Source organism: Kineococcus endophyticus (assembly GCF_040796495.1).
GTDB classification, from domain to species: domain Bacteria; phylum Actinomycetota; class Actinomycetes; order Actinomycetales; family Kineococcaceae; genus Kineococcus; species Kineococcus endophyticus.
The window spans coordinates 239,922-261,313 of the sequence record NZ_JBFNQN010000008.1 but is presented as its reverse complement, the minus strand read 5'-3'; the positions used below and the strand labels follow the sequence as shown (position 1 = coordinate 261,313).

Genomic DNA, 21,392 nt, shown 5'->3' with positions numbered 1-21,392 from the left:
GACGGTAGGCCGGTCACGCCGTGCGTGCGACCCGGATGATCTTGCGACGGAGCCAGACCTTGCGGCTGCCCCCCATGTAGAGGCGGACCCGGGCCAACTCCCAGCGCCCGTACTCGGCGTGCTCGGTGAGCAGGCGCCGCGCGTCACCGCGGGAGGTCTCCCGGGGGAGCGTCAGCACCCGGTACTCGTACTCCTCCGGCGTTCCCGGACCCGACGTCCGGCCCGTGCTCCGGCCGTCCCGGCGACCGGTCGACCGTTCGGGCGTGTTCCCCTCGTGCGCAGCCATCGGGACCATGATGCACCCGGTGAGGCGGGCGCACCCGTTCCCGGTACGGTCGGACCATGACGCCCGACCCGCGCGCGGCCCTGGCCCGACTCGTGGCCGCCCTCGAGGACCACCTCGCCGCCGCCGCCAACCGGCGCGGTGAGACCGACCCCGCCGTCGCCGACGCCTACCAGCGTGTGGCGGACGCCTTCGAGGTGTACGAGGAGGCGATCTACGACGCCTACGACGAGGTCACGCCCTTCGTGCTCTACGACGACGTCGAGGACGAACGCGACGACGACGACGAAGACGACGAAGACGACGACGACGACGAAGAGGACGAGGACACCGACGACGAGGCGGACGAGGACGAGGCCCCCAAGCCCCTCTGACCGTCCCGTGTGAGGGTTCGGTGCGTCCCCGGTGACGCACCGGCCCTGCGCACGACGACGCCCCCGGCCGCCCGATAGCGTTCGGCCGTGCCCACCCCCAGTTCGAGCGTCGTCACCTGCTGCCCGCGGACGGGGGGAGTCCCGGCATGAGCATGGGTGTCCTCGAGGGTGCGTTCCTCGGTCTGGTCCAGGGCCTGACCGAGTTCCTGCCCATCTCCTCCAGCGGCCACCTCGCGATCGTCGGCACCCTCATCGGGGCCGAGGACCCCGGGGCGGCCTTCACCGCGATCTGCCAGCTCGGCACCGAGGCCGCGGTCATCCTCTACTTCCGCAAGGACATCGCGCGGATCATCGGCCAGTGGGTCCGGTCCCTGACCGGGCGCGTGCCGCGGAACGACCCCGACGCGCGGATGGGCTGGCTCGTCATCCTGGGGACCATCCCCATCGGCCTGCTCGGCCTGCTCTTCCAGGACGCGATCGAGACGACGCTGCGCGGGTTCGTCGTCATCGCCACCACGCTCTGGGTGTTCGCGCTGGTCCTCGGGGCGGCCGACCGGTTCGGCCGCAAGGAACGGACGCTGGACCAGCTGACCTGGAAGCACGGTGTGCTCTTCGGCCTGGCCCAGGCGATGGCGCTCATCCCGGGGGTCTCCCGGTCCGGCGGCACCATCACGATGGGCCTGCTGCTCGGGTACACGCGCGAGGCCGCCGCGCGGTACTCGTTCCTCCTGGCCATCCCGGCCGTCGTGCTGTCGGGCTTCTACCAGCTGTACGACGAGGTCAGCACGGGCGCCGCCATCGCGTGGGCGCCGACCGCGGTGGCCACCGTCGTGGCGTTCGCCGTCGGGTTCGTCGTCATCGCCTGGCTCATGCGGTTCATCACCACCCACAGCTACAAGGGCTTCGTCGTCTACCGCATCGCCCTGGCCGTCGTGGTCTACGCGCTGGTCCTCGCGAACGTCCTGCCGGCCTGGAACGGCACCAGCTTCGGCTGAGGGGCCCCTCGCGAGCTCCGGCTCACAGCCATCCCGACCGCTTGAAGAGGCGGTAGAGGACGACGCAGATCCCGACCATCGCGAGGACGCACAGCGGGTACCCGTAGCGCCAGCCCAGCTCTGGCATGTGCTGGAAGTTCATGCCGTAGACGCCCGCGATGAGCGTCGGGACGGCGGCGATGGCCGCCCAGGCCGAGATCTTGCGCATGTCGTCGTTCTGCCGGACCGACACCTGCGCGAGGTGCGCGTTGAGGATGTCGGTGAGCAGCCGGTCGTACGTCTCGACGTGCTCGACGGTGCGCACGAGCGTGTCGAGCACGTCGCGCAGGACGAACAGCGCCTGCGCGTCCACGGGGTGGTGGGGCACCTCCGGGTGGGGCGCTGGGTGGTCGCTCGTGCCGGCCTCGACGAGCCGCTTCAGCGGTGCGACGAGCGGGAAGGCGCCGCGGCGCACCTCGAGGACCTCGCGTTTGAGGGAGTAGATGCGCTGGGCGTCGGAGCTGCGGCTGGGGGAGAAGACCTGCTCCTCCATGTCCTCCACGTCCTGCTCGAGCTCCCCGTCGATGGTCGCGTACCCGGCGACGACGTGCTCCATCACCGCGTGCAGGACGCCCTTCGGGCCGCGAGCGAGCCGCCGCTGGTCCCGTTCGACGGCGGAACGGACCGTGGTGAGCGCGCCCACGGCACCCCGGCGGACGGTGACGACGAACCGGCGGCCGACGAACAGCATGATCTCGCCGGTCTCGACGCTGGAGGTGTCGTCGAAGTACTCCAGCACCTTCAGGACGACGAAGACGGTGTCGCCGAACCACTCGATCTTCGGTCGCTGGTGCCCCGCCACGGCCGCCTCGACGGCGAGCCGGTGCAGGTGCAGCGACGAGGCGACGTCCTCGAACTCCGCCGCCGTGGGGTCCTTCAGCCCCAGCCACAGGAACTCCTCCTGCGCCGCGTCGCCGGGAGCGGGGGAGGCCCCGTCCGCGTCCACGCGGCAGGCCCGCAGGGTGGCGGCGAGGTCGGGGACCTCGTGACGGCGGCCGTCGCGGTAGGTCGCCACGTCGACGATCACTGAGCAATCACGGCGACATCGTGCCCTGGCTTCCTGTGCCGCGCGATGACAACGGAAGTTCAGTTACCGGAATTAATGAGCTGCCTCCACCGTGACCGGTCGCCGAAGCTACGGGCCAACCACGCCCCTACAGTGGGGGCCGTGCCGACCCTCCTGCTCGTCCGCCACGGCCGCAGCACCGCCAACACCGCCGCCGTCCTCGCCGGGTGGACACCGGGGGTGCACCTCGACGACACCGGTCGGGCCCAGGCGGAGGCGCTGGCGCGACGGCTGGCGCCGGTGCCGGTCGCCGACGTCGTCGTCTCGCCGTTGGAACGCTGCCAGGAGACGGCGGAGGCGCTGCGCGCCGTCGACGGCCCGACCGGAGCGCGGCCCCCGGTGCGCACCGAGGACCGGCTGGGGGAGTGCAAGTACGGCGACTGGACGGGCAAGGCGCTGAAGGACCTCGCCAAGGAACCGCTGTGGCGGACCGTGCAGTCGCACCCGTCGGCAGCCGTCTTCCCCGGCGAGGGTGGCGAGGGCCTCGCGACGATGCAGCACCGGGCGCTGGAGGCCGTGCGGGAGCACGACGCCCGTGTCGCGGCCGAGCACGGGGACGACGCGGTGTGGGTGGCCGTGAGCCACGGGGACGTCATCAAGGCGGTCCTCGCCGACGCCCTCGGCATGCACCTCGACCTCTTCCAGCGGCTGTCCGTCGACCCGTGCTCGGTGTCGGTCGTGCGCTACGCGCCGCTGCGTCCCTTCGTCCTGCGGATGAACGACTCCGGCGGGGACCTCGCGGGCTTCGCGCCGGCGAAGAAGAAGCGCCGCTCGACGCGCCGCCCCGCGAGCAGTGACGCGGTCGTCGGCGGCAGCACGGGCGCGGCGTAGGGTCGGAGCCATGCCCGTGCACGAGTACGACCCGCCCGAGCGCTTCGTCGCGGGCACCGTCGGTCAACCGGGTCAGCGCACGTTCTTCCTGCAGGCCAGGGCCGGTGCACGTCTGACGTCCGTGGCGCTGGAGAAGACGCAGGTCTCCGCCCTGGCCGAACGCGTCGGCGAGCTCCTCGACGAGATCGTCCGCCGCTCGGGCGGTGCCGCGCCCGTCCCCGCGATGCCCCCCGCGGGCACCGAGGACACCGCGCCGCTCGACCTGCCCATCGAGGAGGAGTTCCGCGTCGGGACGATGAGCCTGGCGTGGGACGGCGAACGCGACGTCGTGGTCATCGAGTGCTTCGAGGTCAGCGAGGAGGAGGTGGACCCGGAGCAGCCCGAACCCGCGCCGCACCAGAACCTCCTGCGCGTGTCCCTCGACGGGGCCGCCGCCCGCGCGTTCGCGGCGCGGGCGCTGGCGCTCGTGGCGGCCGGCCGTCCGCCGTGCCCGTTCTGCGCCGGCCCGCTGGACCCGGCCGGTCACGTCTGCCCGCGCGCGAACGGGTACCGGCGCTGAGCGCGACGTTCGCCGGAGTCGACGAGCAGGAGGCCCTCGTCCGGCTCGCCGCGGGGGAGCTGCAGATCCGCGGCCGGCTCGCGGACGCGTCGAACGCCACGCTGTACGCCACCGTCACGACGGACGAGGGCGAGCTCGCGTGCGTCTACAAGCCCGTCTCCGGGGAACGCCCCCTGTGGGACTTCCCGGACGACACCCTCGCCCGCCGCGAGGTGGCCTCCTACGCGGTCTCGGCGACGACGGGGTGGAACGTGGTGCCGCCCACCGTCTTCCGCGACGGGCCGCTCGGGCCGGGGTCGGTGCAGCTGTGGTTGCAGCAGGACGGCGCGGACCCGGCCGACGCCGCCGAGGTCGTGCTGCCGTCCCCGGGCGCGGGGCTGGTGGACATCCTGCCGCCGCGCCAGGTCGAACCCGGCTGGCTGACGGTGCTGGAGGCGGAGGACGGCGCGGGCCGTCCCGTCTCGCTCGTGCACGCCGACGACCTGCGGCTGCGGCGGATGGCCGTCCTGGACGTCGTCCTGAACAACGCCGACCGCAAGGGCGGGCACGTCCTGCCGGGGTGGTCCGGCGCGGTGCACGGCGTGGACCACGGGCTGACCTTCCACGAGGAACCCAAGCTGCGGACGGTGCTGTGGGGGTTCGGCGGGACGCGGCTGCTGGCCGAGGAGCGCGAGGTCCTCAGCGTCCTCGTCGCCGACCTCGACGGCCCGCTCGGGGACCTGCTGGGCGAGCTGCTCGTCGTCGAGGAGGTCGTCGCGACGCTGGAACGGACCGCCAAGCTGCTGACGGCGGACCGGCTGCCCCGGCCCCGCGGGCACCGGACCATCCCGTGGCCGCCCTTCTGACGAGCGCCAGGTAGGTTCGGCCCGTGCGTTCCTGGCCCGTCCCCGCCGTCCCGTCCCTGCCCGGTCGGGGGCCTCGCGTCCACCTCCACGACACCTCGCTCGGCGAGGTCGTCCCGGTCGGCCCGGAGGAGGGCACCGCGACGCTCTACGTCTGCGGCATCACCCCGTACGACGCGACGCACCTGGGCCACGCCAACACCTACGTCGCCTTCGACCTCCTGGGCCGCGCCTGGCGCGACGCGGGTCTCGACGTGCGCTACGTGCAGAACGTCACCGACGTCGACGACCCGCTGCTCGAGCGTGCGACCGCCACGGGAGTCGACTGGCGCGACCTCGCGGCGTCCCAGATCGACCTGTTCCGCGCCGACATGGAGGCGCTGTCCGTCGTCCCGCCCCAGGAGTACCTCGGCGTCGTCGAGGCCGTCGACCTCGTGTCCGCGGCCGTGCGGGACCTGCTCGCCGCTGGTGCGGCCTACCGGGTGCCGGGCGTCGACGGCGGGCCGGACGGCGACGTGTACTTCCCGGTCGCCTCCGACGTGGCGTTCGGCGAGGTCGGCGGCTACGACCGCGAGACGATGCTCGCGCTGTCCGCAGAGCGCGGCGGCGACCCGCAGCGTCCCGGCAAGCGCGACCCGCTGGACCCGTTGCTGTGGCGGGTCGAGCGCGAGGGCGAACCCGCGTGGGACGCCGGTGACCTCGGCCGCGGCCGCCCGGGCTGGCACGTGGAGTGCACGGCGATCGCCCTGGAGCACCTGGGGATGCCCATCGACGTGCAGGCCGGTGGCTCGGACCTGGTCTTCCCGCACCACGAGATGGGTGCCTCGCACGCGCACCTGCTGCGACCGGAGTCCCGTCCGTTCGCCCGCGCCTACGCGCACTCGGGCATGGTCGCCTTCGACGGCGAGAAGATGAGCAAGTCCAAGGGCAACCTCGTGCTCGTCTCCAAGCTCCGGGCGGCCGGGGTCGAGCCCGGCGCCGTCCGGCTCGCGATCGTCGCGCACCACTGGCGCAGCGAGTGGGAGTGGACCGACGAGGTCCTCGCCACGGCGCGCGAGCGGTTCGCGGCGTGGAGCGCCGCCGTCGCCCGCCCGTCCGGTCCGCCCGCGGACGAGCTGCTGGCGACGGTGCGCGAACGCCTCGCCGACGACCTCGACGCCCCCGGGGCCGTCGCAGCCGTCGACGCCTGGGTGGCGGCGGGCGACGGCGACGAGACCGGGTCCCCGGCCCTGGTCCGCGACCTGGTCGCCGCGCTGCTCGGGGTGGAACTCGCCCGCTAGTCGACGGACGTGCCGTCCTGCGCCTCCTCCAGGACGCGCAGGGCGTTGCCGGACGTGAGGGCCCGCAGGTCCGCGGCCGACCAACCGCGGTCGGCGAGGGCCTGCAGCAGCGCGGGGTAGCAGGACACGTCCTGCAGTCCGTCGGGGAACGCGTCGGTGCCGTCGTAGTCGCCGCCGAGGCCCACGTGCTCGACGCCCACGACCTCGCGGGCGTGCTCGAGGTGGCGGACGACGTCCTCCAGCCGCGCCCGGTCGGCGCCGGGGGCCGCCACGAAGGCCGGGACGAACGTCACCATGAGGACGCCTCCGTTGTGCGGCAGGCGTTCCAGGACGCCGTCCGGCACGTTGCGGGGGTGGTCGGTGACCGCCCGGCACGAGGAGTGCGAGAACAGGACGGGCCGCGTCGTCGTGTCGAGCGCGTCGTGCATGGTGCGCTCGTGGACGTGGGAGAGGTCCACGAGCACGCCGGTCCGGTTCATCTCGCGGACGACGTCGTGGCCGAAGTCCGTCAGACCGTGGTCGACGGGCTCACCCGTCGCCGAGGCCGCCCACGGGGTGTTGTCGTTGTGCGTCAGCGTCATGTACGCCAGGCCGGCGCGACGCAGTTCCCGCAGGACACCCAGCGACCCGGCGATGGAGTGCCCGCCCTCGGCGCCGACGAGGGAGGCGATGCGTCCGGCGGCCACCGCCTCACGCACGGCCGCCGCCGTGGGCGTCCACCCGAAGACGTCCGGGTGCGCGGTGACGACGCGGCGCACCACGTCGACCTGTTCCAGCACCGCGACGGTCGCCGCCGCCGGGTCCCAGGTCGAGGGCACGTACACCGACCAGAACTGCGCCCCGACGCCCCCGGCGCGCAGCCGGGGGACGTCGGTGTGCAGGGTCGGCTGGTCGAGCAGCCCGGCCGCGACGGGGTCGGACCCGAACCGCTCGCGCACTTCCCAGGCCAGGTCGTTGTGCCCGTCGAACACCGGGTGGGTGGCGAGCACCTCGCGCCACAGGTCCACGGTCACTGCTGGTGCTGGGTGAGCTGCTGCTGGATGACCCCGGCCAGGTGCCGCAACTGGTTGGGCCCCAGCTGGTGCACCTCGCCCTCGAGCCGCCGCACGACCTGCGGGTCCTCCAGCATCCGTTCCGAGCTCTGCAGCAGGACGGTGCCGGCGCCGGTGAAGTCGTACTGGCGCTCCTCCCCGGACCGCGTCCCGAAGAGTGCGCCACGGGCCGCGCCGAGGAAGTGCCCCATCCAGCCCGCGTCGAAGTGCTGGGAGGGTGCGGGGCAGTCCGCCCAGCCGACGAGCGCCTCCGGATCCACCCGGACCGGAGGTTCGACGAAGATGACCGGCCCCGAGGAGCTCGCGAGGAACTTCCCCGTCCCGATGAGGGTGAGGAACCCCGGGATGATCGACTCCTTCAGCTCCAGGCTCGCGTCGAACGCCAGCAGGTTCGCGGCGCGGACGGTGAGGTTCCCGTCGTCGAGGTCGTAGGAGTTGATGTCGTACCCGCGGTCGCCGAGCAGGACGTGGCCCTGACCGTTCGCCACGACCCAGTCCCGGCTGTAGAGCGGGGAGGAGAACTTCGAGGCGACCATGGCCGTCATCGACGTCGCCGTCAGCGGTTCGAACCGGATCGTCCCGCCGCCGGCGGGGTAGTAGGCGATCATCCGTCCGGTCTGCATGAACAGCGGTCCGGTGAGCCGCACGCAGTAGGCGTACGGGTTGTCCGGCAGGTTGTCGTGGTCCGGCAGCGTCTGCGGGTCGAGGGGCTGGGGGCTGGTGGAGGCCATCAGAGCTTCTCCTCGCTCGCCTGGACGTAGACGGTGCCCTCGCCGGACACCTTGAGCTGCACGCCTTCCCCGGACCCGCGGCCCACGGCGTCGCGCCACGACAGCGCCGTCGCCACGTCGAGGCGGAGGTTCCCGACGTGCGCGACGTACGCCTGCGGGTCGACGACGACCTGGCGGTTCCCGCCGACCTGCAGGGCGAAGGTGCCGCCGTGGGACAGGACCGCGACGGTGCCGCGGCCGGACAGCTGGGTGGTGAACAGGCCCTGGCCCGTCACCGCTCCCCGCACCGCGCCGCGCAGCCCGCCCTGCTGGCCGAGGAACACCACGGAGCTGGACATGTTCGCGTCGTGGGCGAGCAACCGGTCGGCCTCGACCGACATCGGCTGGGAGCCGTCGAGGTCGATGACGGTGACGTGGTGGCCGCGGAAGCCGTAGTGCACCGTGCCGTTGCCCTCGGCGACCATGAGCGGGACCGCCTCGCCCTGCATGCCGCGTGCGAGCGCCGAGGCGATGCCGCCGCCGTAGGCGCCGCCGCCGGGCCCGCCGACGACGGGGGAGAAGGCGATCTGGCCGCTGGTGGCGAGCATCGCGCCGCGGCGGGCGAGGACCTCGGCGCCGGGACGGACCTCGGCCAGGACGACCTTGGAGGTGACCTTGGTGAACGCCATCACCGCTCCTCGGGCTGGATGTAGACGACGCCCTGGCCCTCGAACCGCAACGAGAACGCCTCGCCGGAGCTCTCGCCGATGAGGTTGCGCCAGGAGACGTCGGTGACGAAGGACTGCGACAGGTTCCCGACGGCGCCGATGTAGGCGTCGGGGTCGACGACGAGCGGGGTCTGCGGGGTGACGCGCAGGGCGATGGGCGGCCCGCCGAGGGAGAGCAGCGCGACCTGGCCGTGGCCGGTGACGGTCGTGGTGAACAGGCCCTGGCCGCTGGAGGCGCCCTGCAGCCCGGTGAAGGTGACGTCCGTCTTCAGGCTGTCCTGCAGGCACAGCAGGCCCTCGGACTCGGCCTTGAGGGTGTCGCCGGCGAGGTCGAGGACGAGGACGTAGCCGGCGTCGACGGCGAAGTGGACGGTGCCGCGGCCGGTGACCTCCATGAGGGACAGGGACTCGCCGGTGACGCGCTGCTTGAAGGCGGCGCGCAGACCCCCTCCACCGCCCATCCCGGCGTTCTTGAACTGGACGTCGCCCTCGTAGGCGACCATCGAGCCGGTCTGGGCGCGCACGGCGCTGCCCTTGGACCCGTCGAGGTCGACGACGAGGACGCGCGGTGTTTCGAGCCGCCAGGACACGAGTTCCTCCTCGGTGTTCGGCACGGTCGGGGAGCACTGCGGGACTGCTGTCAGCCCATCATGGCGTGGGCCGGTCCGGGAACGCCGCGGGGGCGGTCACGTGTCGTGACCGCCCCCTCGGCGTGGTGCTGGACGGCTCAGAACTGGCCGGGCTGCTGGCCGTACTGGCCGGGCTGGCCGTACTGGTTCGGCCCGCCGAACTGGGGCGGCTGGCCGTACCCGCCGCCGACGCCCTTGGGGTTGGGGCCGTGCTCGTTCGGGCCGGGGGTGGAGTCCATGGCGCAGAACACGATCAGGACGATCCCACCGAAGGGCACCAGTTCGAGGAGGATCCACCACGCCGACTTGCCGGTGTCGTGCAGACGGCGTGCCTCGGCCGCGAGGCTGGGCAGCAGCACGGCGAGGCTCACGGCGAAGACGAGCAGGTACAGGAAGATGATGGCGATGCCGCCGCCGGCCGAGACGGAGTCGGAGCCGCTGGCCCCGGCGGCCCCGGCGATGGCCCCGGCCACGACGGCGAAGACGATGCCGAGCACGAGGCCGAGCAGGCCGAGGAACAGCCGGAAGTACCAGTACTCCGAGCGGCGGGCGCGGCCCGAGAACACGGCGTACTTCCGCAGGCAGGTCTTGACTGCGTCGGCGAAACCCACGAGGACCCCTCCTCCACGCGTGCACGGACCCTCCGTGCAGCACGTGCCATGGTGGCGCAGATGATCACTCGGAGTGACGTGAACCGGGAAGATCGCCTGATCTGGTCACCGCGGGTCAGCCTCAGCCGCGGCGCGGCGGGTCGTCCCGTCGGCGCAGGTAGCGCTCGAACTCCCGCGCGATGGCCTCGCCGGAGGCCTCGGGGAGCTCGGCGGTGTCCTTGGCCTCCTCGAGCTGCTGGACGTACTCGGCGATCTCGGCGTCCTCCCCGGCGAGCTCGTCGACGCCGCGCTCCCAGGCGCGGGCGTCCTCGGGCAGCTCGTCGAGCGGGATCGAGAGGTCGAGCATCTCCTCGATGCGGCGCAGCAGGGCGAGCGTCCCCTTGGGCGACGGCGGCTGGCCCACGTAGTGGGGGATGGCGGCCCACAGGGACACCGACGGGATGCCCGCGGCGGTGACGGCGTCCTGCACGACGCCGACGATCCCGGTGGGGCCCTCGTAGCGGGAGGGCTCGATGTCGAGCTTCTCGATGAGCTCGGGGTCCTCGGAGCTGGACGTGACCGGCAGGGGCCGGGTGTGCGGGACGTCGGCGAGGAGGGCGCCGAGGGTCAGCACGAGGGAGGCGTGGTGGGTGCGGGCGACGTCGACGAGTTCCTGGGCGTACGTGCGCCAGCGCATCGAGGGCTCGATGCCGCGCACGAGGATCACGTCGCGGGGGCCGTCGGGCAGCTGGACCGCGGAGATGCGGGTCGTGGGCCAGGTGAGGCGGCGGCGACCGTCGTCGTCGAAGTGGACGGTCGGCCGGTTGACCTGGAAGTCGTGGTAGAGCTCGGGGTCGAACTCGGTGAGCTCGGTGGCGTCCCAGACGTCGTGCAGGTGCGCGACGGCCTGGCTGGCGGACTCGCCCGCGTCGTTCCACCCCTCGAAGGCCGCGATGACGACGGGGTTGCGCAGGACGAGGTCGTCCGTCGTGGGGTCGGCAGGCTGCTCTGGCACGTCTCAACCCTAGACTCCGGGGCTGATGAGTCCCCACGAAGCGCCCACCGGACACACCTCCGAGACACCCGTCCAGCTCCCCGCGGCAGTGCTGTGGGACATGGACGGCACGCTGGTCGACACCGAACCGCACTGGATCGCCGCCGAGACGGCGCTGCTGGGCCGGTACGGGGCGACGTGGAGCCACGACCAGGCCCTGCAGCTGGTGGGCAGCGCCCTGCCGGACTCCGGACGGGTCCTGGCCGAGCACGTCGAGCGGACGACCGGCACGCGGCTGGACGCGGCCGCCGTCGTCGACGAGCTCATCGCGGCGGTCATCACGCAGGTGAGCGCGGCCGTCGTGTGGCGACCGGGTGCACTGGAGTTGCTGCGTGCCCTCGGTGCGGCCGGGGTGCCGTGCGCGCTGGTCACGATGTCCTACCGCAGCCTCGCCGGGACGGTCGCGGCGATGGTGCCGGGCGCCTTCTCCGTCGTGGTCGCCGGGGACGAGGTGGAGCGCGGCAAGCCGGCGCCGGACCCGTACCTGCGGGCGGCCGAGCTGCTGGGCGTGGACCCGGCGGACTGCGTGGTCGTGGAGGACTCCCCGACGGGCGTGGCGTCGGGGGAGGCGGCCGGGGCGCACGTCCTGGCGTGCCCGCACATGGTGCCGATCCCCGCCGCCCCGGGGCGCAGCCGCGTCGTGTCGCTGGCCGAGGTGGACGTCGCGGCGCTGGGCCGCATCGCCGCGGGCCGGCCGCTGGACACCCTCCCGGAGGTCTGAGCAGCGCGCCGATGACTTCGGGGTCCGGGCGGGGTCAGCGGGGCATGACGACACTCCAGGTGCAGACCGGCCACGGCGACACGGTGGTGCTGGACCGCTACGGGTCCGGGCCGGCGGTCGTGTTCATCGCCGGGGCCGGGCCCTACCGGGCGATCGACGAGGAGACGACGCAGACCGCGCAGGCGCTGGCCGAGCGCGGGTTCACGACGACCGTCCACGACCGGGTGGGACGGGGCGAGAGCGTGGCCTCCGGCGACATCACGCTGGAGCGCGAGCTCGCGGCCGTCGCCGCCGTCGTGGAGGCGGCCGGTGGCGGGCCGGCGGTCCTCGTCGGGCACTCCTCGGGGTGTTCCATCGCGCTGGCGGCGGCGGCCCGCGGTGTCCCGGCGGCGGGTCTGGTGCTGTGGGAGGCGCCGCTGGAGGAGCAGTCGGAACTGCCCGCCGTCCGCTCGTGGGTGGCGAACGTGACCGACCGCCTCGACGCGGGGGACCTCGCCGGGGCCGCGGCGGAGTACATGCGCGACATGCCCGCTGAGTTCCGGGAAGGCCTGGCGGACATGCCGTTCCACGACCGCTTCATCGCGCAGGCCCCGGCGTACCGGGCGGACGGGGAGTCCCTCGTGTGGGCGGCGAGCGGTCCGCTCGGCGACCTGCTCGGCCGCGCGGTGCCGGTGCTGGCGGTATTCGGGGAGCAGACGTTCCCCGGCATGCCGGAGGCCGCGGCGCGCGTGGCCCGTGAGGTGCCGGGCGCGGTGTCGGAGGTGCTGGCCGGCGCGTGGCACTCCTGGGACGTCCCGGCGGCGGTCGACCGCTTCGCCGCCTTCGCGCGCGCCGTGTAGCCGGAGCGCGTCTGACGGCTCGGGGGCCTCAGACCTCGGGCAGCGGCGGTGGGGTGCCGCCGAAGCTGGGGCACAGCGCCTTGTGGTCGCACCACGTGCACGTGCGACCGGGCTTCGGACGCCAGTCGCCCGTGGCCCGGTTGCGCTCGATGGCGTCGGACAGTGCGCGGACCTTGCGTTCGGTCGCGAGCAGGTCGGCCTCGTCGGGGGCGTAGCGCAGGACGTCCCCGGACCCGAGGTAGACGAGCTGCAGGAGCCGGGGGACCTCACCGCGCAGCCGCCACAGGACGAGGGCGTAGAAGCGCATCTGGAACAGCGCCTTGGACTCGAACAGCTCCGAGGGTGCCCGGCCCGTCTTGTAGTCCACGACGCGCATCGCCCCGCCCGGGGCCACGTCGAGGCGGTCGACGATCCCGCGCAGGTGCAACCCGTCGGTGAGGTCGATCTCGACGGGCATCTCGCGCGCGGCCGGCTCCAGCCGCGTCGGGTCCTCCAGGTCGAAGTAGCGCTGCAGGAGGCGACGCGCCCCCGCCAGCCACGTGGCCAGACCCTCGGCGGTGCCCGGACCGGTGGTCTCCTCGGGGAACAGCCCACCGACGCGGGGTTCGCGGTCGAGCAACTCCCGCCACTGGTCCTCCACCATCGAGCAGGCGCGTTCGGCGGTCCGCTCGTGCGCCGGCAGGTCGAAGAGGCGTTCCAGCACGGCGTGGACGACGGTGCCGCGGACGGCGGCCGGGGTGGGCACCTCCGGGAGCCGGTCGATGGTGCGGAAGCGGAAGAGCAGCGGGCACTGCATGAAGTCCGAGGCCCGCGAGGGGGACAACGGGCGCCGCGTGCTGAGCGGCACGGTGACCGGGTCCGTGACCTGCGCGGCGGCGGGAGGCACGACCAGGGCGCTCTCGAGCTGCGGCACGCCGGTGGTCACTCCGGCACTCTACGGCGACCGGGGGTGCTGCCCGCGGGGAACGCGCGAGCGCCGCCTACGATCGGTGGATGCACGTGGTCTCGTCCCGGGTCGTCGGCGGAGTCTCGTGAGGGGCGGCATCTCCCTCGGGCGCCCGTTCGGGGTGCCGCTGCTGCTGGCCCCCTCCTGGTTCCTCTTCGCCGCGCTCATCGTCGTCGTCTTCTCCCCGGTCGTGCAGCTGCGCGTCCCGGGCCCGACGTCGTACGTCGTGGCGTTCGGGTACGCGGTGCTGCTGCTCGTCTCGGTGCTGCTGCACGAGGTCGCGCACGCCGTGGCCGCGAAGGCCACGGGGCAGCGGGTCACGGGGATCGTGCTGAACGTGTGGGGCGGTTACACCTCCCACGAGGGCCGCACGACGCCGGGCAGCAGCGCGCTCATCGCGGTCGTGGGGCCGGTCGTCAACGGGGTCATCGCGGTCCTCGCGTGGCGGCTGCGGGACGGTCTGGCCGACCAGCCGGGCGGTGGCGGCGTCGTGGAGCTGCTGCTCGGCGCGCTCATGCTGTCCAACGCCCTGCTCGCGGTGTTCAACCTGCTGCCGGGGCTGCCGCTGGACGGGGGGCACGCGCTCGAGGCGGCCGTGTGGAAGCTGCGGGGGAACCGCGCGGCCGGGACGGTCGCCGCGGGGTGGGTGGGGCGTGTCCTGGCCGTCCTCGTCTTCCTCGGGGGCCTGCTCGTGCCGCGGCTGCTGGGCTGGGGCTCGTCCATCACCGACGTCGTCTGGGCCGGGCTCGTGGGTGCGCTGCTGTGGCAGGGGGCGTCGGAGGCGCTGAAGTTCGCGTCCCTGCAGCGGCGGGTGCCGGCCCTGTCCGTGCGGGCGCTGCAGCGTCCGGCGATCGCCGTCAACGCGCGGGCGACCGTCGAGGAGGTCGTGCGCACGGCGCGGGCGGCCATCGACGGCGGGGCGACCGTCGGGTCCGCGCGTGACCTCGAGGTCGTCCTCGTCACCGACGACGGGGTGCCGGTGGCGGTCGTGGACACCGCGGCGCTGCGGCAGGTGCCGGAGGAGCGGCGCACGTCCCTGGGGGCCGGGGCGACGGCGCGGGCGCTGCCGCCGCGGTCGTGGCTGCCGGAGGACCTCACGGGTGAGGAGCTGCTGGAGGCCGTCCAGGTGCGTCCGGGGGAGCACGTCGTGGTGGACACTGCTGGGCGGGTCCGTGGACTGCTGCACACCGGTGACGTGATCGCGGCGGTCACGGCCCGCTGAGACGGACGAACGGAAGAGGAACCCTGTGATCGACCCTGCCCACCCGCCGACGGGTGCCACCACCCGCCGTGGACCGCTGCGCGAGGGCGAGCGGGTGCAGCTGACCGACCCCCGGGGGCGGATGCACACGATCACCCTGACCGCGGGCAAGGAGTTCCACACCCACCGCGGCAAGTTCCTGCACGACGAGCTCATCGGCCGCCCCGACGGCACGACCATCGTCAACACCGCGATGATCGAGTACCTCGTGATGCGGCCGCTGCTGACGGACTTCGTGCTGTCGATGCCGCGCGGCGCCGCGGTCGTGTACCCCAAGGACGCCGGGCAGATCGTGCAGATGGCGGACGTGTTCCCCGGGGCCACGGTCATCGAGGCCGGGGTCGGCTCGGGCGCGTTGTCGATGTCGCTGCTGCGCGCGGTGGGCGACCAGGGGCAGGTGCACTCCTTCGAGCGCCGCCAGGACTTCGCCGACGTCGCCCGGGGGAACGTCGAGACGTTCTTCGGGGGCCCCCACCCGGCGTGGACGGTGCGGGTGGGCGACCTCGTCGAGACGCTGCCGACGACGGACGTGCTCGCCGACCGGGCCGTGCTCGACATGCTCGCCCCGTGGGAGTGCCTGGACGCGGTGGCCGACCACCTCGCCCCCGGCGGCGTGCTCATCTGCTACGTGGCGACGGCGACCCAGCTGTCGCGCGTGGCCGAGGCGATGCGGGCGTCGGGCCGCTGGACCGAGCCCGAGGCGTGGGAGTCCATGGTGCGCGGGTGGCACCTGGAGGGGCTCGCGGTCCGTCCGCAGCACCGGATGATCGGGCACACGGGTTTCCTCATCACCTCCCGCCGCCTCGCCGACGGGTTCACGCCGCCGCTGCGCAAGCGACGCCCGGCCCCCGGTGCCTACCCCGTGGACGGGGAGGGCGCCGACGTCGAGGTCGTCGAGGGCACCGAGTACGGCGACCGTCCCATCTCCGACCGCAAGGTGCGGCGCGCGGCGCGTGAGGCCGCCCGCGGCGCCGAGGCGTCGGCCGGCACGGACGAGTTGCTCGAGGACTGACCGTCGTGGGGTGGGGCCCTCGCGGGGCCCCACCCCACGCTCAGGTCAGAGCACCCACTGCCGCGGCGGGTTCGTGACGTCCGGGGCGGCCCGCCGGTCCGTGGTGGGCGCGGCCCAGCGGACGCCGTTGGCCAGCACCTGCTGGATCTCGGCCTGCTGGTAGACGGGGTACTCCTGGTCGCCGGGGGAGAAGTAGAAGATCTTCCCCTGACCGCGGGTGAACGTGACGCCCGAGCGGAACACCTCACCGCCCGCGAACGAGCTGATGAACACGAGGTCGTCGGGGTCGGGGATGTCGAACAGCTCCCCGTACATCTCCTGGCGGGGGATCACGATCGGGTGCGGGATCCCCTGGGCGATGGGGTGCGACGGCTTGACCGTCCAGACCAGTTCCTGTTCGCCCTCGTTGCGCCACGCCAGCGAGCAGGTGGTGCCGAGCAGTTCCCGGAAGATCTTCGAGAAGTGCCCCGAGTGCAGGACCAGCAGACCCATCCCACCGAGGACGTGCTGCTTCACCCGCGCCACCACCGCGTCGTCGACCTGGTCGTGGGCGGCGTGCCCCCACCAGAGCAGGACGTCGGTCCGGTCCAGGACGTCCGCGTTCAGACCGTGCTCGGGGTCGGCGAGCGTCGCGGTGGACACCTCGGCCTGCGGCAGGAGCCGCCGCAGTCCCGCGGCGATCGCGCCGTGCATGCCCTCGGGGTAGTACTCGCCGATGTCGGGGGGCGAGCTGTTCGCCTCGTGGACGCCTTCGTTCCAGACCAGGACCCTCATGCGACCGTGCCTCCGAGCTGTTCCACGGGTTCCACCTTCCCGGACGCCGCCGACCGGGCGGCGGCCTCCATGAGCGCGACGCTGCCGAGGTTGGAGCGGCCCGTGACGTCGGGCGCCCCGCCGCCGCGGATGGCCCGCGCGAACTGCCGCAGCCCCGCGGACCGGCCCCAGACGTCCACCGCCGGCAGCTCGACGGCTTCGGCGACCCCGCCCGCCAGTCCGACGCGCACCTCGTCGTCGGCGGGGCCGGAGTTGCCGCGGCCGGCGAGGGTGACGTAGCCGTCCTGGCCCTCGAACACCCACTCCCCGTCCCAGTGCGTCTCCGGGGCGCGGGAGACCCAGCTGCCGCGGTAGCTGCAGACGAGCCCGCCCTCGAGCTCGATGACGAGGACCGCCGCGGCCTCCTCGGTGTACTTGCTCCACGAGGGGTCGGTGACCTTGGCGTAGACGCTCACCGCCTCGCGACCGGTCGTCATGCGCAGCAGGTCGAAGTGGTGGATCGCCATGTCGTAGATGAGCGGGTGCGGGAACTGGTAGTGCCGGTACGTCTCGACGGGGGCGTCGTGGTCCCAGCGCCGGAAGTCGACGTGGACGACGGACAGGTCGCCGACCGTGCCCGCGGCCAGCAGCTCGCGGACCTTCTGCGGGCCGGGGTAGAAGCGGTAGTTCTGGCTGACCTGCAGGACGAGGCCGAGCTCCTCGGCGCGTTCCACCGCGGTCCGGGCCTCGGCGACCGTGCCGGCGAACGGCTTCTCGACGAGGACGTGGAGTCCGGCCTCCAGCGCCTCCAGGGCGACGGGCACGTGGAAGTCCATCGGGGCGGTGACGACGACGCCCTCGGCGGGGACCGCCTCCGCCGCTGCGGTGAGGGAGGTGAAGCACATGTCGTCGGGCAGGTCGAGCTTCTCCTGGGCGGCGCGCAGGGTCGGCTCGTGGGCGTCGACGATGGCGACCCGGTCGACCTCGGTCACCGGGGGGATGGCGTTGCGTTCCCAGTCACCTCCCCAGCCGCCGAGCCCGACGTGGATGATCCTCGTCCGGGAGGTCTTGGTCTGGTCCGGGGTGATGTCAGCAGCGACCACGATCTCGACGCTACACGCTGGCCGGTGGGCCGGGGAGGGGGTGGGGGACGTGGTCTGGGATCGTTCCCGGGTGCGCACGCTCGACGTACGACGGCACAGCCTCACGAAGAAGGGTCCCGGCCGTGGTCGGGGGTCGCAGCTGTCCCAGGCCGGCGTCGAGCTCGCCGCCACGTGGTCGGGCGGCCCGTACGCGCGGGTGGTGACGAGCCACGTCCCCCGCGGGGTGGAGACCGCCCTGGCGATGGGGTGCGCCGTCGACGAGACGGTCGAGTTCCCGGACTGGTACCGGGAACCAGGCTTTCCCCGGCACGCCCAGTGGGCGTGGCCGGACCCCTTCGCGCAGCTGGGCCGGCTCGTGCGCGCCGACGCCGAGTTGCGGGCGGTCGCGGAGGCGCACCTCGGCGTCTGGACCGCGACGGTCCAGGCGTGCGCCGACGGCGAGGAGGCGCTCCTCGTGGGCCACGGCGGCGCCGTCGAACTGGCGCTGGTGGCGGCGCTGCCGCACGCGTCCACCGCGGGCTGGGGTCCGCCGCTCGCGCACGGCGAGGGGGTCCGCCCCGAGTTCCGGGACGGCGCCGTCACGGCACTGCGCTTCCTGAGCGCCGACGGTCGCGTCGACGTCGTTCGGACAGGGTGGGGTGCCCCAGGACCGGGGGTGGTTCTCTCCGGTACCGGTGCCCCGTTCTCGTGGTGAGTGTCGTCCTGCCCAGGTCGTCGCTGGTTGTGCTGAACCCGGGCAGGTCCTTGGTGTAGTTGCACGAGCGGCACAGCCCCTGCCCGTTCGCGATGCTCGTCGTCCCTCCACGGGACCAGGGGGTGACGTGGTCGACGTGCCGGATCGGCGCCTCGCACCACGGCGTCGCACACCGCTGATCCCGTCTTCTGAGGAAGCGGGCCAGGGCCGGTGGGAACAGCCGGGACTTCGCGTCCATCGCGACCAGCTCGTCGGTTCCTGGCCTGCGGTACAGCCGCCGGACCCAGGTCCGCTCCCTCTCGGCGGCGTCCAGAACCATCTCCCGCGCCTGCTGCGCGGGGATCGGGCCGCCGTCGATGCCCTCGCACCAGACCCGCGCCGAGGTGGTCCCCTCCCGCAGCAGTGCCGCCTCGTCCATGACCAGCTCCACGGTGACCGGGACCTGCCCGGTGATGCTGCCGGTGACGATCTCGGTGCCGGTGACGCGGGCGAACAGGACGTCGTACATCGCCTGGTCCTCGCTCCGCTGGTCACTCGGGTCAGCGCGCAACTGCTCGGTGGCCGCGTGGCGCAGGGTGGTGAGCAGGGTGAGGTTGGCGGCCGGGGTGCCCACGGCGGTGAAGAACGTCATGTGGTCGGCGCCGGGGCGGACGGTGCAGCGGCGAGTGCCCTCGGCTCGACGGTTCCTCTCGACCGCCGCGGCCGGGTCGGCGGCGTCGGCCAGGGCGCGGGCGGCGCCGGCGAGGTAGCGAGGCCCGACGCCGGGTCGGCGGTACTCCCGCCGCATCCGCGCGTCGATGAGGGCGCGGTCGGCGGCGCTGACGTGGGTGGTGGCGGTGACCACGTCGCGGGCGGCGCGTTCGGTGATGAGCCCCTCGGCCAGCGCGGCCAAGGTGATGGGCATGTCCTGGACCAGCACCGTGGCGGCCGCGACGAGTGCGGTGCCGGTGGAGGGGGACACCTGCCGGGCCAGGGCGATCTCGCGGGTGGTGGCGCTGTCCCCGCCGGCGCGTCCGGTCATGAGCTGGGCGTAGCGGGCGGTGGCCTGGACCTGGCGGGCCAGCAGGGCGCGGACCTGTCGTTCGGTGTCGGTGATGACGTCGATCAGCTGCGCGGGAGTCATCTGCTCCAGGGGTGCAGCCGCAGGTGTCATGGCGTGAGAGTACGCCAGGGCCGCGACGCTGGCAAGGCTGAACACGTTGTGCTGCAACGGTTCCCGTAGATCCAGCCTGCCCCGTCCCAGTTGTACCAGCCACTTCCGACACGGTGTGGTCCACCGTCCACAGGCTCGGAGGAACCTCACTCCGGGTCGTCGAGCAGTTCCCGCAACCTCCAGACCCGGTGCCGCACCTGCGGGTGGTCGTCGGACAGTTCGCGCAGCGGACCCAACCACCGGCAGAGCTGCCGCAGCCCGAGGAGGGCGGCACTGCGCCGCAGTGCGTCCTCACCCACGGTCGGTCCGTACCCCCGCAGGAGGTGCGGCAGCAGGCCGGCGGGCAGGGTTTCGCCGTCGTGCAGCAGGAAGTGTGCGAGGTCGAACCACGGTTCGGCGCCGCGGGCCTCACCGAAGTCGATGAACCCGGTGAACTGCGCTCCGACGCAGAACACGGGAGTCACGTCCAAGTCCCCGTGCACCAGCGTCGGGGGGACGTCGAGTGCCACCTGGTCCTCGACGAACCCAGCGAGCCGGTCCAGCTCGTCCACGGAGAACAACGCGCCCAACCGTCCCGGCCAGGGATGCGGCAGGTGCGACCGGACGAAATCCTCGTGCGTGGTGAACTCACCCCGCAGGGGCCACCCCGGACCCCGGCGCCGGACGAACCCGAAACCGTCGACCGGGAACGAGTTCACCGTCCGCAGGTGTCGTCCCGCCACCTCCAGCACCGCGGGGGCGTGCCGCACGTCCGTGAGCGGTCCGCCGGGCACCTCGGTCGTCAGGCCTGCCGACCGGTCCGCGTCCGGCACCCACGCGACGGCGACGAAGCGCGGTACGGGAACTCCGGCCGCGAGCAGGCGCGCGTGCAGTTCCGCGTCGGTCCAGAGGTCGTCCTCGGGTTCCTCGCCGAACCGGAGGTACCACGTCCGCCCGCGGGTCCGGACGCGGTGGACGACGGTCGAGACGCCGTCGGCCACCCGCTCGACGATCACCCCGGGTCGGCGCCCGTCGCGACCGGCCGGGCGGGGTCGGCGACCCACTCCGACCACGACCCCGGGTAGAGGGTTCCGGAGAACCCGGCGGCCTCCAGCGCGAGGAGCGTGTGCGCCGCCGTCACCCCGGACCCGCAGTACACGCCGACGGGAGCTCCGGAACCGACGCCCGCGGCCGCGAACCGGGAACGCAGGTCGGCCGGGGACAGGAAGGTGCCGTCCGTCGAGACGTTCGCCGTCGTGGGGGAGTTCACCGCACCGGGGACGTGCCCGGCCACGGGGTCCACGGGTTCGACGTCACCGCGGTAGCGCTCGGCCGCCCGGGCGTCGAGCACCAGGCCGGTCCGGGCGAGGTCGCCGACCTGCCCCGCGTCGAGCACCGCCAGCGCGCCGGGGACGACCTCGACGTCGCCGGGCTCGGGCAGCGGCACCGCGGTGGCCACCTCGAACCCGGCGGCCGTCCACGCCGCCAGCCCGCCGTCGAGCACCCGCACGTCCTGCAGCCCCGCCCAGCGCAGGACCCACCAGCCCCGGGCCGCGCTCGTCGACGCGGCGGCGTCGTACACGACCACCCGGGAACCGGTACGGACCCCGGCGTCCCGCAGCACCTCCTGCAGCGCGACGGGATCGGGCAGCGGATGCCGTCCCTCGCCGGCGCGGCGAGGACGCGACAGCTGCGTGTCGAGGTCGACGTAGACCGCCCCCGGCAGGTGGCCGGCGGCGTACTCCGACGCGCCGTCGGGACCGCCGAGCGCCCAGCGCACGTCGAGCAGGACGGGCGGGTCCTCGCCGGCGAGCTCGTGCTGCAGCGCGTGGACGTCGATCAGCGGACCGGTCATGGCGCCACTGTGCCGCACGCCTGCCTCCGCGACGAGGCCCGTAG

The 21,392-nt window shown here is 73.5% G+C and carries 25 protein-coding genes; 11 read left to right on the top strand and 14 right to left on the bottom strand.

Going from position 1 to position 21,392, the window contains the following annotated elements; translation table 11 throughout:
- Positions 1–13 precede the first annotated feature (13 nt).
- Positions 14–286: a DUF5703 family protein gene (locus tag AB1207_RS13445; protein ID WP_367638881.1), complete on the bottom strand. Its 273-nt coding sequence runs from the start codon at positions 284–286 to the stop codon at positions 14–16.
- A gap of 56 nt (positions 287–342) precedes the next feature.
- On the opposite strand from AB1207_RS13445, the gene AB1207_RS13440 reads away from it, so the two are divergent.
- Complete coding sequence (locus AB1207_RS13440) at positions 343–657, top strand: primosomal protein (protein WP_367638880.1); 315 nt, start codon at positions 343–345, stop codon at positions 655–657.
- A gap of 152 nt (positions 658–809) precedes the next feature.
- Positions 810–1,652 carry an undecaprenyl-diphosphate phosphatase gene (locus tag AB1207_RS13435; RefSeq protein ID WP_437178937.1) on the top strand — a complete coding sequence of 281 codons (843 nt, stop codon included), beginning with the start codon at positions 810–812 and terminating at the stop codon, positions 1,650–1,652.
- Positions 1,653–1,674: 22 nt separating this feature from the next.
- Here the strand turns inward: AB1207_RS13435 and AB1207_RS13430 are convergent, their stop codons facing one another.
- On the bottom strand, positions 1,675–2,718 hold the full coding sequence (locus AB1207_RS13430) for a magnesium and cobalt transport protein CorA (RefSeq protein ID WP_367638878.1): 1,044 nt from the start codon (positions 2,716–2,718) through the stop codon (positions 1,675–1,677).
- A 141-nt stretch (positions 2,719–2,859) separates the two neighbouring features.
- Here AB1207_RS13430 and AB1207_RS13425 point away from each other — a divergent pair, with 141 nt between their 5' ends.
- The 4 genes from AB1207_RS13425 to mshC are packed head-to-tail and all read left to right on the top strand — an operon-like array spanning position 2,860 to position 6,269.
- On the top strand, positions 2,860–3,588 hold the full coding sequence (locus AB1207_RS13425; protein WP_367638877.1) for a histidine phosphatase family protein: 729 nt from the start codon (positions 2,860–2,862) through the stop codon (positions 3,586–3,588).
- A gap of 10 nt (positions 3,589–3,598) precedes the next feature.
- Positions 3,599–4,147 carry a DUF3090 domain-containing protein gene (locus tag AB1207_RS13420; RefSeq protein ID WP_367638876.1) on the top strand — a complete coding sequence of 183 codons (549 nt, stop codon included), beginning with the start codon at positions 3,599–3,601 and terminating at the stop codon, positions 4,145–4,147.
- Entirely contained in the window at positions 4,075–4,992 is a 918-nt protein-coding gene (locus AB1207_RS13415; protein ID WP_367638875.1) for an SCO1664 family protein, read from the top strand. Before AB1207_RS13420 ends, AB1207_RS13415 begins: the two co-directional genes overlap by 73 nt.
- A 23-nt stretch (positions 4,993–5,015) precedes the next feature.
- Positions 5,016–6,269 (top strand): cysteine--1-D-myo-inosityl 2-amino-2-deoxy-alpha-D-glucopyranoside ligase, encoded by a 1,254-nt coding sequence (mshC, locus tag AB1207_RS13410; protein ID WP_367638874.1) that lies wholly within the window; start codon positions 5,016–5,018, stop codon positions 6,267–6,269.
- Here mshC and AB1207_RS13405 read toward each other — a convergent pair.
- From AB1207_RS13405 to AB1207_RS13380, 6 genes are all read right to left on the bottom strand, one after another.
- Positions 6,266–7,282 (bottom strand): dipeptidase, encoded by a 1,017-nt coding sequence (locus tag AB1207_RS13405; RefSeq protein WP_367638873.1) that lies wholly within the window; start codon positions 7,280–7,282, stop codon positions 6,266–6,268. The two genes, mshC and AB1207_RS13405, sit on opposite strands and share 4 nt — an antisense overlap.
- Positions 7,279–8,052 (bottom strand): AIM24 family protein, encoded by a 774-nt coding sequence (locus AB1207_RS13400; protein ID WP_367638872.1) that lies wholly within the window; start codon positions 8,050–8,052, stop codon positions 7,279–7,281. Before AB1207_RS13400 ends, AB1207_RS13405 begins: the two co-directional genes overlap by 4 nt.
- Positions 8,052–8,720: an AIM24 family protein gene (locus tag AB1207_RS13395; protein WP_367638871.1), complete on the bottom strand. Its 669-nt coding sequence runs from the start codon at positions 8,718–8,720 to the stop codon at positions 8,052–8,054. The genes AB1207_RS13400 and AB1207_RS13395 overlap by 1 nt, the downstream gene beginning before the upstream one ends.
- Positions 8,720–9,349 (bottom strand): AIM24 family protein, encoded by a 630-nt coding sequence (locus AB1207_RS13390; protein WP_367638916.1) that lies wholly within the window; start codon positions 9,347–9,349, stop codon positions 8,720–8,722. The genes AB1207_RS13395 and AB1207_RS13390 overlap by 1 nt, the downstream gene beginning before the upstream one ends.
- Before the next feature lie 137 nt (positions 9,350–9,486).
- Positions 9,487–9,999: a DUF805 domain-containing protein gene (locus AB1207_RS13385; protein ID WP_367638870.1), complete on the bottom strand. Its 513-nt coding sequence runs from the start codon at positions 9,997–9,999 to the stop codon at positions 9,487–9,489.
- A 121-nt stretch (positions 10,000–10,120) separates the two neighbouring features.
- Positions 10,121–10,993, bottom strand: coding sequence for a PAC2 family protein (locus AB1207_RS13380; RefSeq protein ID WP_367638869.1), 873 nt, complete (start codon positions 10,991–10,993; stop codon positions 10,121–10,123).
- Between the two features lie 25 nt (positions 10,994–11,018).
- On the opposite strand from AB1207_RS13380, the gene AB1207_RS13375 reads away from it, so the two are divergent.
- Entirely contained in the window at positions 11,019–11,753 is a 735-nt protein-coding gene (locus AB1207_RS13375; RefSeq protein ID WP_367638868.1) for an HAD family hydrolase, read from the top strand.
- Between the two features lie 44 nt (positions 11,754–11,797).
- A complete protein-coding gene (locus AB1207_RS13370; RefSeq protein ID WP_367638867.1) occupies positions 11,798–12,592 on the top strand; it encodes an alpha/beta fold hydrolase in 795 nt (264 codons plus the stop codon).
- Between the two features lie 28 nt (positions 12,593–12,620).
- On the opposite strand, the gene AB1207_RS13365 is transcribed toward AB1207_RS13370, so the two are convergent.
- Positions 12,621–13,517: a RecB family exonuclease gene (locus AB1207_RS13365; protein WP_437178931.1), complete on the bottom strand. Its 897-nt coding sequence runs from the start codon at positions 13,515–13,517 to the stop codon at positions 12,621–12,623.
- A gap of 106 nt (positions 13,518–13,623) precedes the next feature.
- Here AB1207_RS13365 and AB1207_RS13360 point away from each other — a divergent pair, with 106 nt between their 5' ends.
- Together AB1207_RS13360 and AB1207_RS13355 are read left to right on the top strand one after the other, a co-directional pair.
- The gene (locus AB1207_RS13360) at positions 13,624–14,760 is read left to right on the top strand and encodes a M50 family metallopeptidase (RefSeq protein WP_367638866.1); all 1,137 of its coding nucleotides are present in this window, start codon (positions 13,624–13,626) and stop codon (positions 14,758–14,760) included.
- A gap of 25 nt (positions 14,761–14,785) precedes the next feature.
- Positions 14,786–15,811: a tRNA (adenine-N1)-methyltransferase gene (locus AB1207_RS13355; RefSeq protein ID WP_367638865.1), complete on the top strand. Its 1,026-nt coding sequence runs from the start codon at positions 14,786–14,788 to the stop codon at positions 15,809–15,811.
- A 45-nt stretch (positions 15,812–15,856) separates the two neighbouring features.
- Here AB1207_RS13355 and AB1207_RS13350 read toward each other — a convergent pair whose 3' ends face one another.
- Both AB1207_RS13350 and AB1207_RS13345 read right to left on the bottom strand, forming a co-directional pair.
- Positions 15,857–16,585 carry a ThuA domain-containing protein gene (locus tag AB1207_RS13350; protein WP_367638864.1) on the bottom strand — a complete coding sequence of 243 codons (729 nt, stop codon included), beginning with the start codon at positions 16,583–16,585 and terminating at the stop codon, positions 15,857–15,859.
- Positions 16,582–17,667: a Gfo/Idh/MocA family protein gene (locus AB1207_RS13345; protein ID WP_367638863.1), complete on the bottom strand. Its 1,086-nt coding sequence runs from the start codon at positions 17,665–17,667 to the stop codon at positions 16,582–16,584. Before AB1207_RS13345 ends, AB1207_RS13350 begins: the two co-directional genes overlap by 4 nt.
- Positions 17,668–17,737: 70 nt before the next feature.
- On the opposite strand from AB1207_RS13345, the gene AB1207_RS13340 reads away from it, so the two are divergent.
- Positions 17,738–18,361 (top strand): histidine phosphatase family protein, encoded by a 624-nt coding sequence (locus AB1207_RS13340; protein ID WP_367638862.1) that lies wholly within the window; start codon positions 17,738–17,740, stop codon positions 18,359–18,361.
- Here the strand turns inward: AB1207_RS13340 and AB1207_RS13335 are convergent.
- The 3 genes from AB1207_RS13335 to AB1207_RS13325 form a co-directional block, all read right to left on the bottom strand.
- Positions 18,246–19,514 carry an HNH endonuclease gene (locus AB1207_RS13335; RefSeq protein WP_367638861.1) on the bottom strand — a complete coding sequence of 423 codons (1,269 nt, stop codon included), beginning with the start codon at positions 19,512–19,514 and terminating at the stop codon, positions 18,246–18,248. The two genes, AB1207_RS13340 and AB1207_RS13335, sit on opposite strands and share 116 nt — an antisense overlap.
- A gap of 146 nt (positions 19,515–19,660) precedes the next feature.
- Entirely contained in the window at positions 19,661–20,509 is an 849-nt protein-coding gene (locus tag AB1207_RS13330; protein ID WP_367638860.1) for an aminoglycoside phosphotransferase family protein, read from the bottom strand.
- Entirely contained in the window at positions 20,506–21,348 is an 843-nt protein-coding gene (locus tag AB1207_RS13325; RefSeq protein WP_367638859.1) for a sulfurtransferase, read from the bottom strand. Before AB1207_RS13325 ends, AB1207_RS13330 begins: the two co-directional genes overlap by 4 nt.
- Between the last annotated feature and the right edge of the window lie 44 nt (positions 21,349–21,392).